The organism is Pseudovibrio sp. FO-BEG1 (genome assembly GCF_000236645.1).
Lineage (GTDB): Bacteria > Pseudomonadota > Alphaproteobacteria > Rhizobiales > Stappiaceae > Pseudovibrio.
This window is the reverse complement of record NC_016642.1, coordinates 1,673,101-1,688,574: the sequence shown is the minus strand read 5'-3', so window position 1 is coordinate 1,688,574 and position 15,474 is coordinate 1,673,101. Positions and strand designations below refer to the sequence as shown.

12 protein-coding genes are annotated in these 15,474 nt (G+C 53.1%); 5 read left to right on the top strand and 7 right to left on the bottom strand.

The annotated features are described in order from the left end of the window. Window positions 1-26: 26 nt before the first annotated feature. Window positions 27-3,485, bottom strand: coding sequence for a chromosome segregation protein SMC (gene smc / locus PSE_RS07710; RefSeq protein WP_014284342.1), 3,459 nt, complete (start codon window positions 3,483-3,485; stop codon window positions 27-29). A gap of 93 nt (window positions 3,486-3,578) precedes the next feature. Further along, a complete protein-coding gene (locus PSE_RS07705) occupies window positions 3,579-4,220 on the bottom strand; it encodes a DsbA family protein (protein WP_008550064.1) in 642 nt (213 codons plus the stop codon). A 509-nt stretch (window positions 4,221-4,729) separates the two neighbouring features. Between PSE_RS07705 and PSE_RS07700 the strand changes: the two genes are divergently transcribed. After that, on the top strand, window positions 4,730-5,221 hold the full coding sequence (locus tag PSE_RS07700) for a hypothetical protein (protein WP_148266108.1): 492 nt from the start codon (window positions 4,730-4,732) through the stop codon (window positions 5,219-5,221). A gap of 34 nt (window positions 5,222-5,255) precedes the next feature. Here PSE_RS07700 and PSE_RS07695 read toward each other — a convergent pair whose 3' ends face one another. Then, complete coding sequence (locus PSE_RS07695; RefSeq protein WP_014284340.1) at window positions 5,256-5,792, bottom strand: DUF721 domain-containing protein; 537 nt, start codon at window positions 5,790-5,792, stop codon at window positions 5,256-5,258. A 137-nt stretch (window positions 5,793-5,929) separates the two neighbouring features. On the opposite strand from PSE_RS07695, the gene mutY reads away from it, so the two are divergent. Further along, a complete protein-coding gene (mutY, locus tag PSE_RS07690) occupies window positions 5,930-6,982 on the top strand; it encodes an A/G-specific adenine glycosylase (RefSeq protein WP_014284339.1) in 1,053 nt (350 codons plus the stop codon). A gap of 64 nt (window positions 6,983-7,046) precedes the next feature. Here mutY and PSE_RS07685 read toward each other — a convergent pair whose 3' ends face one another. Beyond that, window positions 7,047-8,525: an AMP nucleosidase gene (locus tag PSE_RS07685; RefSeq protein ID WP_014284338.1), complete on the bottom strand. Its 1,479-nt coding sequence runs from the start codon at window positions 8,523-8,525 to the stop codon at window positions 7,047-7,049. Window positions 8,526-8,850: 325 nt separating this feature from the next. Here PSE_RS07685 and PSE_RS07680 point away from each other — a divergent pair, with 325 nt between their 5' ends. Both PSE_RS07680 and PSE_RS07675 read left to right on the top strand, forming a co-directional pair. Next, entirely contained in the window at window positions 8,851-10,071 is a 1,221-nt protein-coding gene (locus tag PSE_RS07680) for a glycerophosphodiester phosphodiesterase family protein (protein ID WP_014284337.1), read from the top strand. 427 nt (window positions 10,072-10,498) lie between these two features. Further along, window positions 10,499-11,596, top strand: coding sequence for a site-specific DNA-methyltransferase (locus tag PSE_RS07675; protein WP_008549896.1), 1,098 nt, complete (start codon window positions 10,499-10,501; stop codon window positions 11,594-11,596). Between the two features lie 118 nt (window positions 11,597-11,714). Here PSE_RS07675 and PSE_RS07670 read toward each other — a convergent pair whose 3' ends face one another. Further along, window positions 11,715-12,602: a DUF4261 domain-containing protein gene (locus PSE_RS07670; protein WP_014284335.1), complete on the bottom strand. Its 888-nt coding sequence runs from the start codon at window positions 12,600-12,602 to the stop codon at window positions 11,715-11,717. 129 nt (window positions 12,603-12,731) lie between these two features. Here PSE_RS07670 and PSE_RS07665 point away from each other — a divergent pair, with 129 nt between their 5' ends. Next, complete coding sequence (locus tag PSE_RS07665; protein WP_014284334.1) at window positions 12,732-13,139, top strand: cytidine deaminase; 408 nt, start codon at window positions 12,732-12,734, stop codon at window positions 13,137-13,139. A 45-nt stretch (window positions 13,140-13,184) separates the two neighbouring features. Here PSE_RS07665 and tyrS read toward each other — a convergent pair whose 3' ends face one another. Together tyrS and PSE_RS07655 are read right to left on the bottom strand one after the other, a co-directional pair. Next, window positions 13,185-14,456, bottom strand: a complete 1,272-nt coding sequence (gene tyrS, locus PSE_RS07660; protein ID WP_014284333.1) for a tyrosine--tRNA ligase — start codon at window positions 14,454-14,456, stop codon at window positions 13,185-13,187. A gap of 233 nt (window positions 14,457-14,689) precedes the next feature. Further along, window positions 14,690-15,388, bottom strand: a complete 699-nt coding sequence (locus PSE_RS07655) for an HAD family phosphatase (protein ID WP_014284332.1) — start codon at window positions 15,386-15,388, stop codon at window positions 14,690-14,692. Window positions 15,389-15,474: the final 86 nt, after the last annotated feature.

The window sequence follows — 15,474 nt, the reverse complement described above, 5'->3', positions numbered from 1 at the left end:
CTTTCAAGGCCGTATTGTACCCTATTTTAGGCCTCTTCTGTGAATCGTTCAGCCGTCTCAAGATCTACTGATACGAGCTGAGAAACCCCTCTTTCAGCCATGGTTACACCGAACAATCTGGACATGCGCGCCATGGTGATCGGGTTGTGTGTGATGACCGTGAATCGGGTCTCTGTGTTTTGCGCCATGTTCTCCAGCAAAGCGCAATATCGCTCCACGTTGGCATCATCCAACGGAGCGTCAACCTCGTCCAGAACGCAAATTGGAGCCGGATTCGTAAGGAAAACTGCGAATATGAGCGCCATGGCGGTGAGTGCCTGCTCCCCACCTGAGAGAAGGGTCATGGTCTGTGGCTTCTTGCCTGGTGGGCGGGCGAAGATCTCCAGACCAGCGTCCAGCGGGTCTTCCGCATCCACCAGTTTCAGCTCTGCTGTGCCGCCACCAAACAAGTGTGTGAATAAACGCTTGAAGTGGTCGTTGACCTGATCAAAAGAGCTCAGGAGTCGCTCGCGCGCTTCCTTGTTGAGATTCATGATTCCTGTGCGCAACTTCCTGATTGCCTCAATCAGGTCGTCTCTTTCGGTGATCAGGGTGTCTCTTTGCTCCGTGATTTCCTGCATTTCCTCATCGGCACGCAGGTTTACACCGCCCAGTCGTTCACGCTCGGCTTTCAGGCGATCGAGTTTACGCTCCGCGGCTTCAGCATCCGGCAATGGTGCTTCCGGTGACAGGCCTGCCATCTCATGCAGGCGGGAGACGTTCACTTCCAGAGCTTCATCCACGCGGCGCTCAATTTCACTGCGGCGTTCCTTGGCCGCTTCGAGGCGTTCCTCCGCACGGATTTTTCGTTCGCGGGCACCGGAGAGGCCTTCCATGGCTTCGCGGGCTTTTTGATCCGCGATCAGTTGGCGCTTTTCGCCTTCAGCCAGTTTGTCGTCGGCGGCCTTGCGGGCATCGTCTGCTGTTGCCAGATTGCTCAGCAGATCCTGACGCTTGAGCTCGATCTCTTCCGGGCTTTCCAGCAGGATGAGGCGTTCTTCGGCGGCATCATCGCGGCGTTGGCGGAGAACGGAGATTTGCTTGTCCGCGTTCTGAGCTCGCTGGACCCAGTTCTGGCGATCTCGTTCGATGGTTTCCAGACGCTTGGCGCGCAGCTCCCCTTCCCGCTTCAGGGCATCGGTGGCGCCTTTGGCCTCGGCAAGTTTGCTGCGGCAGTTGGAAACATCTTTGGCGGCATTTTCCAGTTCGGCTGAAATGCCTTCGATATCTTGCAGCTCGTCGAGAGCGCTTTCGGCCTCTTCGAGGGACGCAGCAGTCTCTTCGTAATCTTCGTTGGCGCGGCGGAGCTGTTCTTCCAGCGTTGTTTTGCGCACGGAAAGTTCTGTCAGAGCCCGCTCAGCAGTAGCCAGCTCCTCGCGCAGAGCCACGATGCGGGACTGCTCAAGGCGCAGTTTCTGGCGCATGTCCTGCTCAGCCACTTCAGCCCGACGGCGCTGCTCTGTGGCTTCTTCCAGAGCCGCCTTTTTCTCTTCCACCAGATCCCGCGTCTGCTCCACCAGATCTTCCAGTTCGGCAAGGCGGTTTCTTTGGGCGAGGCGTTGTGCGGCTGGGGTTGGGGCGTCTGCTGCAACGATCAAGCCATCCCAGCGCCAGAGGTCGCCCTGCTTGCTCACCAGTCGTTGACCGACTTTGAGCTGCTTCATCAAAGCTGAGCCGTGTTCAGCATCGACGAGACCGACCTGTGCAAGGCGGCGAGCCAGTTCCTGTGGTGCTTCCACATAGGCAGAGAGTGGTTCGGCCGCAGCAGGCAGGCTCGGGTCGCTGTCCTGTAGTGCGTTCAGGCTCCAGTGAACCGGTGCAGCATCTTCCATTGCCGCATCAAGGTCTTCGCCCAACGCAGCCCCCAGCGCAGTCTCCCAGCCTGGGCTGACGCTCATCTTATCTACAGCGGGTGTCCAATCGCCACTTTGACCGGCGGACAGGACCGCCTGAAGGGTTTTGGCCTCTGTCTCATATCTGGAGAGAGCTGAATGCGCTTCATTTAATGGGTTGCGGCAGTTGTTCTCTGTCTCGCGAGCTGTTGCCAGCAGCTCTTCCGCTTCAACAGCACTTTCTTCCGCCTCGGCCAGTTCTTCCAGAGCCATTTCCAGCTCTTCGCGTTTGTTGCTTGGACCACTAGCGGCTTTGATATCTGCCTCGACTGCTTCCAACTGGCCTTTGAAGCGGTCTGCCTCTTCTTTAAAGCGCGCGGTTTTCTGGCGGATGCCGGAGATCTGGTTTTCCAGCTGCGTGTGCTTGGCGAGGAGGCTGGCGTGGTCCTGCGTGATGCGCGAGTGCTTCATCTCGCTGGCATCGAGGTTGTCTTCTGCGATCAGGACCAGCTCTTCCGCCTCTGCAGCACGCTCATCCATAGTCTCAGCAGCTTCAAGCAGCTCCTGCTTTTCCTCTTCCAGCTCTTCCAGATGGCTGGCGTTTTCGCTGGCGAGCTGGGCTTCGCGTTCGATGTCCTGCTCCATCTGAGCAAGGCGGGCCTGAAGGTCGACCAGCTTTTCCTTGATGCGACGGTCTTCAGATTCCAGATCGTTCTTGGCGATGATGAGATGCTGGAGCGCGGCGGCGGCCCCGCCTGCGGCTTCTCGCAGCTTAGGGATTTCGTGGGCGGCCAATGCTTGTTCTTTGGCGGTGGAGGCTTGCAGGCCAGCAATGTCGCGCATGCCGATTTCGGCTTCAGCGTACTGTTTGCGGGCAGCGTCCAGCGCAGCCGTGGCTTCATGCCAGCGCAGGTACAGGATGGTCGCTTCTGCTTTGCGGATCTCGGAGGATAGATTGCGGTAACGGGTTGCCTGCCGGGCCTGACGCTTCAGGCCGTCGAGCTGCCCTTCGATCTGCACGACCACATCTTCCAGACGTTCCAGATTGGTTTCGGCGGCGCGCAGACGGATCTCTGCTTCTTTGCGGCGGCTGTGCAGGCCGGAAATGCCAGCGGCTTCTTCGAGGATCTTGCGGCGAGAGGTTGGCTTGGATGAGATCAGCTCGCCGATCTGCCCCTGTCGGACCATGGCCGGGGAGCGTGCGCCGGTGGAAGCGTCAGCAAAGAGCAGCTGGACATCGCGGGCTCGGGCGTCCTTGCCATTGATTTTGTAAACTGAACCCGCTTCGCGCTCAATACGGCGGGTAACTTCCAACGTGTCACTGTCATTATAGCCGGAAGGGGCTGTTCGATCAGAATTGTCGAGGAACAGGGTGACTTCTGCGGTGTTTCGTGCTGGGCGATTGAGAGAGCCGGAGAAGATCACGTCATCCATGCCGGAGGCGCGCATGTTTTTATAGGAGCTTTCTCCCATAACCCAGCGCAGCGCTTCAACGAGATTGGATTTACCGCAGCCATTGGGCCCGACAATGCCTGTCAGGCCGTCTTCAATGACAAACTCCATGGGCTCGACGAAGGATTTGAACCCAAGGACGCGGAGGCGCTGGAACTTCACAGAGCGCCCCCTACTCTTACAACAGGGTGTAAGCGATCATACGCGCATAGATCTGCGAGCAGGTTGTTCAGCCCTGAGGGCTGCCCGCTTTGCTTACAGATTCTTATCCACGTACTTGCTGAACTCCTCAATAGAGAGTGCTCCGCTTACTTTCTCACCGTTGATAAAGAAGGTCGGTGTTGAATCTACGCCCAGCTTTTCTGAACCGTAGTCACGAACCTTAGTTACTCCGTCTAGTATTTCCTGATTCGTCAAGCAAGCCTTTACAGCATCTTCAGTGAAACCGATCTGCTTACCCATATTCAACAGGGCGGAGTACGGATCATTGGTAAATGCCCAATTGCGCTGCTGTTCGAACATCAGGGTCATAATGTCGAAGTATTTGTCTTCCGGTGCACAGCGCGCAAGCATAAAGCCAGCTGCAGCGACTGTATCCAGCGGGAATTCACGGAAGATGAAACGCACCTTGCCGGTGTCGATGTATTTCTTCTTCAGCTCTTTATATGTGGTGTTGTGGAAGTTCGCACAGTGGCCACAGGTCAGAGAAGCGTACTCGATGATGGTGACTGGCGCGTCCGGGCTGCCAATAACTTTCTCGCCCAGTGGGCCAACCTGGTTCAAGTCTGATTCAGAGTAGCTCTGTGCAGAGGCAACAGTTGGCATAGCGGCAAATGCGAGAGAAGCTGCTGTCAGAGCGCTGGTGCGCTCAAGAAACTTACGGCGAGAGAGTGTCACGTTTTCCTATCCCAAGTTATCTATGTGTTGCCCTGTCTACTGACCCACTGCATTTTACTGCGGTGGCAGCCAGAGGCCGGGTGCGAGTATAACCTCTCCTACCCTTAGACCTCTGATCACAAGCTGGTGAACACCTGCCGTTTGCGGCACATGCCCACAACTCGCTTTTCAGCAACAATTGGTTTTCAGGAAACTATGGCAAATACTTGTCAGAAGCTACTGAATATCCTGAGTAGTCATATTAATTTTTGGTAAGGCGGCCTGATTGACGTTTGCATTAGGGGAGAAATCGATTTTCTTCGTTTAAAACAAAGGACTTCCGCTGTTTCGCGGCAAACTGGCGAAATCCGCCTCCAGATATCTGCCATGATTAAATTTGCACTGCTAATACATACCCACAGAATTTATGCATGGAAAACAACAATAATTTTTCGCGTTGTTTTGTTTTTGCCTCATTAATGAGTTATTAAAGATTTAGCAAACTCACTAACAAGATATACGGATACACCATGAAGCGCTTGACTACCTTAATGCTTCTCAGCACTCCACTGATAGCCTGCCAAGCCTCCGTATCTGAAGATTTCGTCGAAGCTATACCTACAACTACTCAAGAAACGACGATTGAAACAACCGCTATACCTGCAGCTCAAAACGTAATCTATACGGGCACAGCAGATCTGGGCGCGCTTACCTCTACGAACTGGGTGGTGAGTGAAGGCAACGGAAACAGCGTTGCACCGTGCCGTGTGCAGTTTAGCAAATCCGCTGCGGGAGCTGTGGCGTCCCCTTCTGCGGCAGCCCATGGCCTGCCCTCAGGACTGGCGGCGACGAGCGGTTGTTCCAATGAAGAGTTGAGCAGTGTGACAGCCTGGGCGGTGAATGGGGATACCATTGAGCTGCGTAATGCGCAGGAAACCACCACGGCCTATCTTTTGATGGAGCGCCCAGACCTGCTGCTGGGTTACACAGCCAAAGGTCATGATCTGGTTGTGAGCCAGTAATCACTTTCCAACGTATACAAGAAATGCTGAGGGATCAGGAGTTGCCTGCAGGTGTGCGGGCAATGAGGTTCTTGCCAAGCTTCTCTAGTGCGTTCTTCAAACGCTCATCAGAAACATGCGCCACCTTTTGCTCAATGCGGCGGTTTTCGATCTCAGAGAGCTTACGCAGTGGCTTGGGTGTGATCTTCTTGGTTCTGAGAGCTGGGCGCTGCACAACCTTGATGCGGCCAACCGCATTCCAGCCCAAAAAGGCATTTATACGATCACGCAGTTGCGGCGCTTCATGGGTGAAGAACAAAGCAGTGGGACCATCAGCATGAACAAGAAGGGTTGCAGGTTCGGCGACTGGCTCTCCATCGGAGCTTTTGGTTCTTGGCCAGACAAGCCTACCGGGCTGTACCTTTCCGTGATACTGCTTGCCGACAAGTTCGGGCCAAGCGGCGAGAAGATCAGCACTGGCAAATCCGCGTTTGCGCGCGACAGGGTGCATCGTCTTACCGATCAGCTCGTTTAGCTGATGGCTCGATCTTTTGGGAACCCGATTTTGCGCAGTTGCTTTCATCGTCTTCATCACGCCATTAGATTAAGGCACATATATGACCATTGCTTTATATTAGTTTTAATTTAGTCCCGTTTTTCGCGGTACCATGAATTACCAAGGGAACCCCAATTATTTAGGGATCAAAACCAAGGTTAACCCACAAAACCATGCAAGATAATCTAGTTCTTCTTTACTGGTATGACAGAAATTCTCGCCAACTGCCATGGCGAACAGCTCCTGCTGATATACTTTCCGGTGTAAAACCAGACCCTTACCACGTCTGGCTCTCCGAGATCATGCTTCAGCAGACTACTGTCGCGGCGGTAAAAAATTACTTCGAACTCTTCATAAAGACATGGCCAACACTTGCAGATATGGCCAATGCGGAGGAGGAAGATATCCTCAAAGCATGGGCTGGGCTTGGTTATTATTCCCGTGCAAGAAATCTGTATAAGTGTGCAAAATATGTCCAATTGCATCACAATGGACGTTTTCCCGAGGAGGAAGAGCGGCTTTTGAAGCTGCCCGGAGTGGGTCCTTACACCGCTGCGGCGATCTCCACCATTGCGTTTGGACGACATGCAGCCGTGGTGGATGGCAACGTGGAACGGGTGCTTTCGCGCCGCCACGCCCTGCTGACCGAGCTCCCTGCCCTCAAGGCTGAGGTGAAGCCGCTGATGGCTGAGGTGACGCCCCATGATCGCCCCGGCGACTTTGCGCAGGCCATGATGGATCTGGGCGCCACCATCTGTACTCCCAAATCACCGGCCTGTGGCATCTGCCCATGGATGGAGGTCTGCGAAGGCCGCAAGCAAGGCATTGCAGACACGCTGCCGCGCAAAGCACCGAAGAAGGTGAAGCCGACACGACGGGGCATGGCTTTCCTGCTGAGTGATGACAAGGGACGCATTCTACTCCGCAAGCGAGAGGACAAAGGCTTGCTTGCCGGGATGAGTGAGCCAATCACCACACACTGGTCCGATGACGCTGCGCTGGAAGATCTGACAGCCGCCCCCATTCAGGCGAAGTGGGTGCGGACAGCCAAAGACGTGAAGCACACCTTCACCCACTTCCATCTAGAAATGAGTGTCTGGCAGGCGGAGGCTCCAGCGAACTACGCAGAGCCAGAGGGCTACTGGTGGTCCACTCCCGATGAGCTTGAAGGGGAAGCTCTGCCAACAGTGATGAAGAAGGCGCTTAAGGCGGGTGGGTTGATTTAAGCACACAACAAAAAAGCCGGGTCTGAAGCCCGGCTTTCTTGTTCTTGTTGCTGCCAAATGGTGCTTATTGGAAAGCGGTTTCCATGAAGCTGCGGAGTTTTCGAGAATGGAGGCGCTCCAGTGGCATCTCTCTCAGGATCTCCATGGTCTTCACGCCGATTTCCAGATGCTGGTCCACCTGTTTGCGGTAGAAGTCTGTCGCCATGCCCGGCAGTTTCAACTCACCATGCAGTGGCTTGTCTGAGACGCAGAGCAAGGTTCCGTATGGAACGCGGAAGCGGAAGCCGTTGGCGGCGATGGTTGCGGACTCCATGTCCAACGCAATGGCGCGGGACTGGGAGAAGCGCTGTACCGGCTCGCGGTGGTCGCGCAGTTCCCAGTTGCGGTTGTCGATGGACGCTACGGTGCCTGTGCGCATGACGCGCTTCAGATCATAACCGCTGTAACCGGTGGTTTTCTCAACTGCATCTTCCAGCGCGACCTGCACTTCTGCCAGAGGTGGGATCGGAACCCATGTTGGCAAATCAGCGTCGAGCACCTTGTCTTCGCGGACGTAACCATGAGCCAGCACGTAGTCACCGAGCTGCTGACTGCTTCTGAGCCCAGCGCAGTGACCCAGCATCAACCAGGCATGTGGGCGAAGCACCGCAATGTGGTCGGTGATGGTTTTCGCGTTGGATGGACCGACACCGATGTTCACCATGGTGATACCAGAGTTGTCCTCTCGCAGCAGGTGATAAGCTGGCATCTGCGGCAGACGTGGTGGGGCTACACCTTCACGTGGTTCTTTATCGCCAGCGTAAGTGATGAGATTGCCCGGCTCTACGAAGGCGACATAGCCGCTGTTTGGATCGTTGATCAGTTCCTTCGCCATCTGCGCAAAGCCATCAATGTAGAACTGATAGTTTGTGAAGAGCACGAAGTTCTGGAAATAGCGCGGTGCCGTTGCGGTGTAGTGCTGCAAACGATGCAGGGAGTAATCTACGCGCGGCGCGGTGAATGGGGCCAGAGGCTCAAAGCCATCTTTGGCACGGTAGGTGCCGTTGGAAATGGCATCATCCATAACCGCCAGATCTGGTACATCAAACACATCACGCAGTGTGCGTTCTGCGCTGTCTGGCAGTGCGCCTTCAACGTGGGCGCCATCATAGAATGCGAAGTGCAGCGGGATTGGCTGTTCACTCTCAGCGATCTCAACTTCGAGGCCGTGGTTCTTGATCAGCAGATCGATCTGGTGTTCCAGATAGTGTCTGAACAAATCAGGCCGGGTGATTGTGGTTTTGTATTTGCCAGGTCTTGCTACAAATCCATAGGACAGGCGGGTGTCCACACGGATGTGGCTGGACATTTCAAAACGAAGTTCCGGATAAAAAGCTCTGACCCGGTTTGTCGGCATGCTGCCCTGAGCGGCAGACTTAAAATTCTCGCGCAAAAAGTCCGTTGCCCGATCAAACAGGAAGATCAGGTGCTCAACAGCTTCAGCGGCATCTTTAAAGGATCGTGGGGGAATTGTTTCAGGCGTGCGGATGGAACGGGTTTCCATCACAACGTCGCTATCGGATATAGTCGACACGTTCGGTTTCTCCTCTTTCGTGTCACTATATATCTGAGGGATGTTTACGACAGGGTCAAGACAATCCGCAGACAAATATGATTTATTTTTTAGTGAGTGAGGATATTTTCACGCAACGTCAGATCCAGTTCTGCGCACAGAATTGCGATATCTGACTACATATTTACCCTTATCTCCTTCAGTTTATTCTGTAAAACTACATCCCAATTAAAGGGTGTGATTTCAGAGGAAAGGTACGACGCTCTTTTCAGCATCACACCACCAAAGCATTCAATGATCGGGAGGGATCTTTTTTATGCACTTTGTTCGAACCGCCGCGCTTGGGCTGATGGCAGGCGCTTGTTTTACTGCAAGCGCGCAAGCTGCACAGCTGGGCCCTCGCCCTGCTTTTCTCGTTGAGCAGATGCAGGAGAGCCCGCTGAAGGAAAAACTGCGGGCCTGCATTGGCAACCCAGCCACCACCTCCAGCTTTTCTATTGGGCACCGCGGTGCGCCGCTGCAGTTTCCTGAACATACTTTAGAGTCTTATCAGGCTGCTGCAGTGATGGGCGCTGGTGTGCAGGAATGTGATGTCACCTTCACCAAAGACAAGCAGCTGGTTTGCCGTCACTCCCAGAACGATCTGGCAACCACCACCAATATTCTGGCAACAGATCTGGCTGGCACCTGTGTAAAGCCATTTACCGCGGCTGCGGGTGGTGAGAAAGCGACTGCTGAGTGCAGAACCTCAGAGATCACTCTGGCTGAGTTTGAAGGCCTGAAGGGCAAGATGGATGCTTCTGACCCAACTGCGACAATAGTTGAGGACTTCCTGAAAGGCACAGCCGACTGGCGTACTGACCTTTATGCGGCGGCTGGTAATGGCGGAACATTGATGACCCATGCTCAGTCCATTGAGTTGTTCAAGGCACAAGGCGCTAAGTTTACGCCGGAGTTAAAGCGCCCAAGCGTCAAGATGCCGTTTGATGGGTTCTCTCAGGAAGATTACGCCCAGAAGCTGATTGATGAGTACAAGGCAGCTGGTGTTCCAGCCTCTGACGTATACCCTCAGTCGTTCTTCCTTGATGATGTGCTTTACTGGATCAAGAATGAGCCAGAGTTTGGTAAGCAGGCTGTGTTCCTTGATGGTCGCTTCCGCATGCAGGGTTTTGATACATCCGATCCAACCAGTTTCAAGCCATCCATGGCTGAACTGAAGGAGGTGGGCGTCAACTACATCTCCCCCCCTTTGTGGATGCTTGTTACTCTGGAAGACGGCAAGATCGTTCCTTCCGCTTATGCGAAGGCTGCCAATGAGGCGGGTATCAAGATCTTCGCCTGGACGCTGGAGCGCTCCGGCCTGCTGTCGCATAACAAAGGTGGTTGGTACTACCGCAGCATCAATGATGCGATCACCAGCGAAGGCAGCGTTTACGAGTTGCTGGATGTTCTGGCGCAGGATGTGAAGGTGAGCGGCGTGTTCTCTGACTGGCCAGCGACAGTGACCTTCTACGCCAACTGCATAGGGATTGAGTAAGCCCCTCTCCTCACACTGATTTGCAATTTGGGAAGCGCGTCCTTTGTGGCGCGCTTTCTTTTTGCGCTGTCCGTTACGGGAGCTCTGCCACACTGATTAACCGATTTGCCCGCTGTCCCCGCAGTGCGTTTACCTTGTTCGTTTTAGCCAGCAAAAAAGCTTGACTCTCAAAAAAATATTTTAGCTCTCCATTTTCGCCATTTTAACTCCTCATAAACCTCTACCCCAAGGGAATCCGCGACCGAATATTAATAGGAGTTAACTTCGAGACAAATATTCGGATCTGTAAATAAAGCGTTGATTCTAAAAGAATAAAAGATATCCACCGTTAACCAGTGGTTTACCATATCCGGTAACCATAGCACTCAGAAATTGCGTGAGGTGCTGCGTCGCAATGAGAGTAAAGCGTAAAGAAGGGGTGTCCCTGATGACACCCCATACTTCCACCAAGCCAGAGTGGCTTGATACGATTATTAAGGGTGACTGTGTCGAGGCTTTGAACAAGCTTCCAGACAACAGCGTGGATGTGGTTTTTGCCGATCCCCCTTACAACCTACAGCTGGGCGGAGACCTGCACAGACCAGATCATTCAAAGGTAGATGCCTGCGATGATCATTGGGATCAGTTCTCCAGCTTTAAAGCTTACGATGAGTTCACTCGTGCATGGCTCACTGCGGTTCGCCGCGTGCTGAAGCCAAACGGGTCCATCTGGGTTATCGGTTCCTATCACAACATTTTCCGCGTTGGTGCGGTGATGCAGGACCTTGGGTTCTGGATCAACAATGATGTGGTTTGGCTGAAAACAAATCCGATGCCGAACTTCCGTGGCAAGCGTTTTACGAATGCTCATGAGACGCTCATCTGGGCCTGCCCTTCACAGGAGAGCAAGCCGACCTTTAACTACGATGCAATGAAGACGTTTAACGACGACCTTCAGATGCGGTCTGACTGGGTGCTGCCTATCTGCACCGGTCATGAGCGTTTGAAGGACGACAACGGCGACAAAGTGCATCCAACACAGAAGCCGGAAAGCCTGCTCTACCGTGTGCTGCTTTCCACTTCCAATCAGGGTGATGTGATCCTTGATCCGTTCTTTGGAACCGGCACCACCGGTGCTGTTGCCAAAAAGCTTGGCCGCCACTTTGTGGGCTGTGAGCGTGAAGATGCCTACATCAAGGCAGCTTCTGAGCGGATTGACCGGGTGACACCAGCCAACGACGATTTTCTGGCGATGACACAAGGCAAACGCGCTCTTCCACGAGTTCCGTTTGGCAACCTGTTGGAAACCGGATTGTTGACACCGGGCGCGGAACTGACCGATGCCCGGGGACGTTTCAAAGCCACAGTTCGCGCTGATGGTTCTTTGATTTGCGGCGAGCATTCAGGATCGATCCACAAAGTGGGTGCGCTCGTCCAAGGCCAGCAAGCCTGTAATGGCTGGACATTCTGGCACGTCAAGCGTGGTAAGGCTCTTGAACCAGTCGACGCTCTGCGTCAGGTGGTTCGTTCTCAGATGCCTCGCTAACGCTGCAGCTCTTTCAGCCAGGCAAGCGGTCTAGCTGATTTACAGGGTTCATCATTGATCCTGCTTCATATCCATATGACTTGGCCCCTGCCCTCACCGGCGGGGGCTTTTTTTTGAGCTATCTGTTTCGTTTACCGAATGGTCTTCGAGGTCTACGTACAAGTGGCGCAGGTTGCGCTTGTTCTTGTGCTGCTACAGCCTTAAAGGCCTCTTCTTCCGTTGAAGAAAACTCCACAAGAAGAATTGGAGTATCTTCTCGTAGTCCCGAAGGCTTATGAAATACCTTAATCATCTGCCCTTCTGTTTGGCCAACTGTATCACCGTGCTTAACAATCAGACCGTTTTTGATTAAGTAAATGGCAAGGTCAAATAGAAACGCAGATGTTTTCTCCGTAACACCTTCCATTGCTGGAGTTTCGAGTTCTCTTCCAATAAAGGGCTTCAGGCCATTCGAAACAGTTACAATCTTTTGATCCCCCCTATGTGACAAACCTCCATTGAAGTATTGAAAGGATGTCCAAGAAATCGGCAGATTATCCTGACCAAGGTACTCGGCTTCTAATCTTACCTGCTTAGGTGAAGCAACGGTTTTGGCATCTGCGGTTAGTTTGGCTTGAATAGGAAGAAGATCGCACAAGTATGCTGCGAAGAGAGCCATTGCTTTAGCTGCATTTAACAAGTCACAAGGTGATGTAGGTTTCTCAAAAACACTCAGGATTATATGTGATTTGTTGGTGTCAATTATCGTCTTTGCTTCTGGCCAAAGGTTATCAATTTGAACAGCTTCCTCGTAAGATTCAAAAGGGAGCGGAAAACCCATATTCATGATGACGAACATGAAGCCATTTACTTTCACAAGTCGAGCCTCTTTGTCCGGATCATCAGAAGAAACACTTTCAAGAAGAAATGGCTGACCTAAGTAGGTCCCAGTCGCACCACTAAAAAGTTTGGTTTCAGATAAATGAACTGGTTCAGCAAGGGGAAGAAAAGTTAAAAATTTACTCACAGGAGCCCCAATAAAAAATCATTTGAGAATCAAGATTATATCAGTCTACGAATTATGGTCTCAAGCATTCCCTATGTCGCATATACTTAGTAGTCTCTCTGAACTTCTAACCTGCCCAAAATCTTACAAATGACCATTGAGCAATCATTATTTGATGAAGCAAAGCTGCTGATTGAGCGTCGATATCCTACAGGATGGGGCGGGGCGGCATCTGTCAGGACTGACAGTGGAAAGATCCTCACCAGTATAGCGCCGGACACCAAAAATGACGGATTGTCTCTTTGCATGGAAGTTGGCGCCATTTTGGAGGCTCATAAGCTGAATGAGGCCGTTACTCAATCTCTTTGTATCTACCGTGAAGATGAGAACAGCCCCTTTGTTGTTTTGACACCCTGCGGGATTTGTCAGGAACGGCTTGTCCATTGGGGTGGAGACGTTCTCGCAGCCATCTCCAACACGGACAATCAGTTGATCTTCAAAAGTCTGCGAGAACTGCAGCCGCATCATTGGTCGATGGTGAATGGGGAAGAACTGTAGTTCTTGGCTCAGCGGTCAGCTCAGATCTGACCGCATCAAGTTTGCTTACACAAACTCAACCAATGCCTTACGGCGCTTGCCGACGGCCAGTGTTAGCCGCTCACCCGGCTTTAGGTCGCCCTCAGAAATCACCCGGGTTTCTTCCAGAACGATGGATGTGTTCAGGCGGACGCCGCCGCCGCGGATGAGGCGGCGGGCTTCGCTGTTGGTGGTGGCGAAGCCGGTTTTTACCAGCAGGTCCAGGAGGCCTAGTGGTTTGGCGAGGAGTGCTAATGGCAACTCGTGGGTTGGTTGGGTGAGGTCTTCCTGACCGCTAAAGAGCGCCTCGCCTTGCTGGAGAGCAGCTTCTGCTGCGGCTAGGCCGTGGACGATGCCGGTGACTTGTGTTGCCAGTATCTTCTTGGCTTCGTTCAGCTCTTGCCCCTGTAAGGAAGCCAGGCGGTCGATTTCTCCCAGTGGCAGGTCGGTGAAGAGCTTCAGGAAGCGCGGTACGTCTGCGTCGTCTGCATTGCGCCAGAACTGCCAGAAGCCGAAGCTGGACAGGCGAGATGGGTTGAGCCAGACCGCGCCTTCTGCTGTTTTGCCCATTTTGCTGCCGGAGGCTGTTGTCAGCAGTGGCAGCGTGAAGCCAAAGAGCTGGCTACCAGAACGGCGACCAAGGTCCACACCATTGACGATGTTACCCCATTGATCGGAACCACCGATCTGCAGTGTGCAGTCAAAGCGTTGGTTGAGCTCAACGAAGTCAACGGCTTGCAGCATCATGTAGCAGAACTCGAGGACCGATAGTGGCTGTTGCGCTTCCAAGCGGGAGCGGACGCTGTCGAAGGTCATCATGCGGTTGACGGTGAAATGGGTTCCGAAGTCGCGCAGGAATTCGAGGAAGCGGAACTCGTCCAGCCATTCCGCGTTGTTGACGATCTGCCCCTGCCCTTCTGAGAGATCAAAGAGACGCTCTACGGTCGCGCGGATGCCCGCGAGGTTGTGGGAGATCTGCGCATCATCGAGCAGTGGACGGCTTTCACTGCGGAAGCTTGGATCACCAACTCGGGTTGTACCACCGCCCACCAACAAGATTGGTTTGTGTCCGGTTTTTTGCAGCCAGCGCATGGCCATTAATGGCAGCAGGTGACCTACGTGCAGGCTGTCTGCTGTTGCATCAAATCCAGCGTATGCGGTGATAGGGCCTGCTTGCAGTTTTTCGTCCAGTGCTTCCAGATCCGTGCATTGATGCAGAAAGCCGCGATCGATCAGCAGTTGAAGGGCTTCGGATTTTGGGCGGAAGCAGCGGGTGGTATCGACAACGGTATGTTTCATAATGCTCTCCTTCGCCGCGCAGGAGAGCTAAAACACGAAAGCCGCCTACGCGGCGGCTTTTGGTTCTGACCTCAATTTTACATGAGTTTATAGGAACGCGGCCGCCGATATGTCGGGCGCATAATAATAAACTGCAGAAATGATGGTCAGGTTCTTGTTCATGCCCAAGTGTATGACCGCAACCCACCTTCCCTGTCAAGAAAGTTTTGGCAGATTATGCTGGCCAAGCGATTTCAGGCTGTACTTTTGAGCAGATTCAGCTTTTGCATCAGCCCAGCTAACTCTCTCATATCATTGAAGATTGCCAGAGGGTTTTGCTCATCCAACCGGCTGTGTAAATTATGACTGCCGTGGGTGGCACCGGTGAAGCCAAAGGCGTCCATTCCAGCGGCATGGGCAGCGCGCAGGCCGAGGTGGCTGTCTTCAATAACGAGGCATTTTTCAGGTGCAACGCCCATTTCACTGGCTGCTTTGAGGAACACATCGGGGGCTGGTTTGCCCATTTCAACCAGATCAGCTGAGAAGTACTTTTTCTCAAAACGCCCATGAAGATCAGTCAATTTGAGCGTGTACTCCAGCCTTTCCATGGAGCTGCCAGAGGCAATGCACATTTTCAGGTTTGGAAACAGATTGTCCAATTCATGCAATGCTTCGTGGATGCCCTTGATTGGTTGAAGGTCCTTCTCAAACGCTGCTTTGAGAGCAGCATCCTGATTTGCGAGTGCCTCATGGTTGCGGATGTTGACACCAGTTTCCGCTTCAATCTGACTGAACATCTCAGCTGACGACACACCGCAGAAGCGCGCGATCATGTCTTCTGTGCTGATAGGGTAACCAGCTTTGGTGAAGCCTTCGGCCTCAACCTGGCACCCAATCCACTCGCTATCAATCAGACAGCCATCGCAATCCCAAATAAGTAAATCGTAGTTCATAAGCAAATCCAGTTGGTTATATCCGGTGCAGTGTTGCCAGCAAGCATGGCGTTTTGATGGTGACATGATTTGGTATTGCAACTTAT

Bases quoted from the DNA above. Each gene is read 5' to 3' on its own strand.
- PSE_RS07700 (WP_148266108.1), top strand. From the start codon at position 4,730: ATGAAGCGCTTGACTACCTTAATGCTTCTCAGCACTCCACTGATAGCC.
- PSE_RS07695 (WP_014284340.1), bottom strand. From the start codon at position 5,792: ATGAAGACGATGAAAGCAACTGCGCAAAATCGGGTTCCCAAAAGATCG.
- mutY (WP_014284339.1), top strand. From the start codon at position 5,930: ATGCAAGATAATCTAGTTCTTCTTTACTGGTATGACAGAAATTCTCGC.
- PSE_RS07685 (WP_014284338.1), bottom strand. From the start codon at position 8,525: ATGGAAACCCGTTCCATCCGCACGCCTGAAACAATTCCCCCACGATCC.
- PSE_RS07680 (WP_014284337.1), top strand. From the start codon at position 8,851: ATGCACTTTGTTCGAACCGCCGCGCTTGGGCTGATGGCAGGCGCTTGT.
- PSE_RS07675 (WP_008549896.1), top strand. From the start codon at position 10,499: ATGACACCCCATACTTCCACCAAGCCAGAGTGGCTTGATACGATTATT.
- PSE_RS07665 (WP_014284334.1), top strand. From the start codon at position 12,732: ATGACCATTGAGCAATCATTATTTGATGAAGCAAAGCTGCTGATTGAG.
- tyrS (WP_014284333.1), bottom strand. From the start codon at position 14,456: ATGAAACATACCGTTGTCGATACCACCCGCTGCTTCCGCCCAAAATCC.
- PSE_RS07655 (WP_014284332.1), bottom strand. From the start codon at position 15,388: ATGAACTACGATTTACTTATTTGGGATTGCGATGGCTGTCTGATTGAT.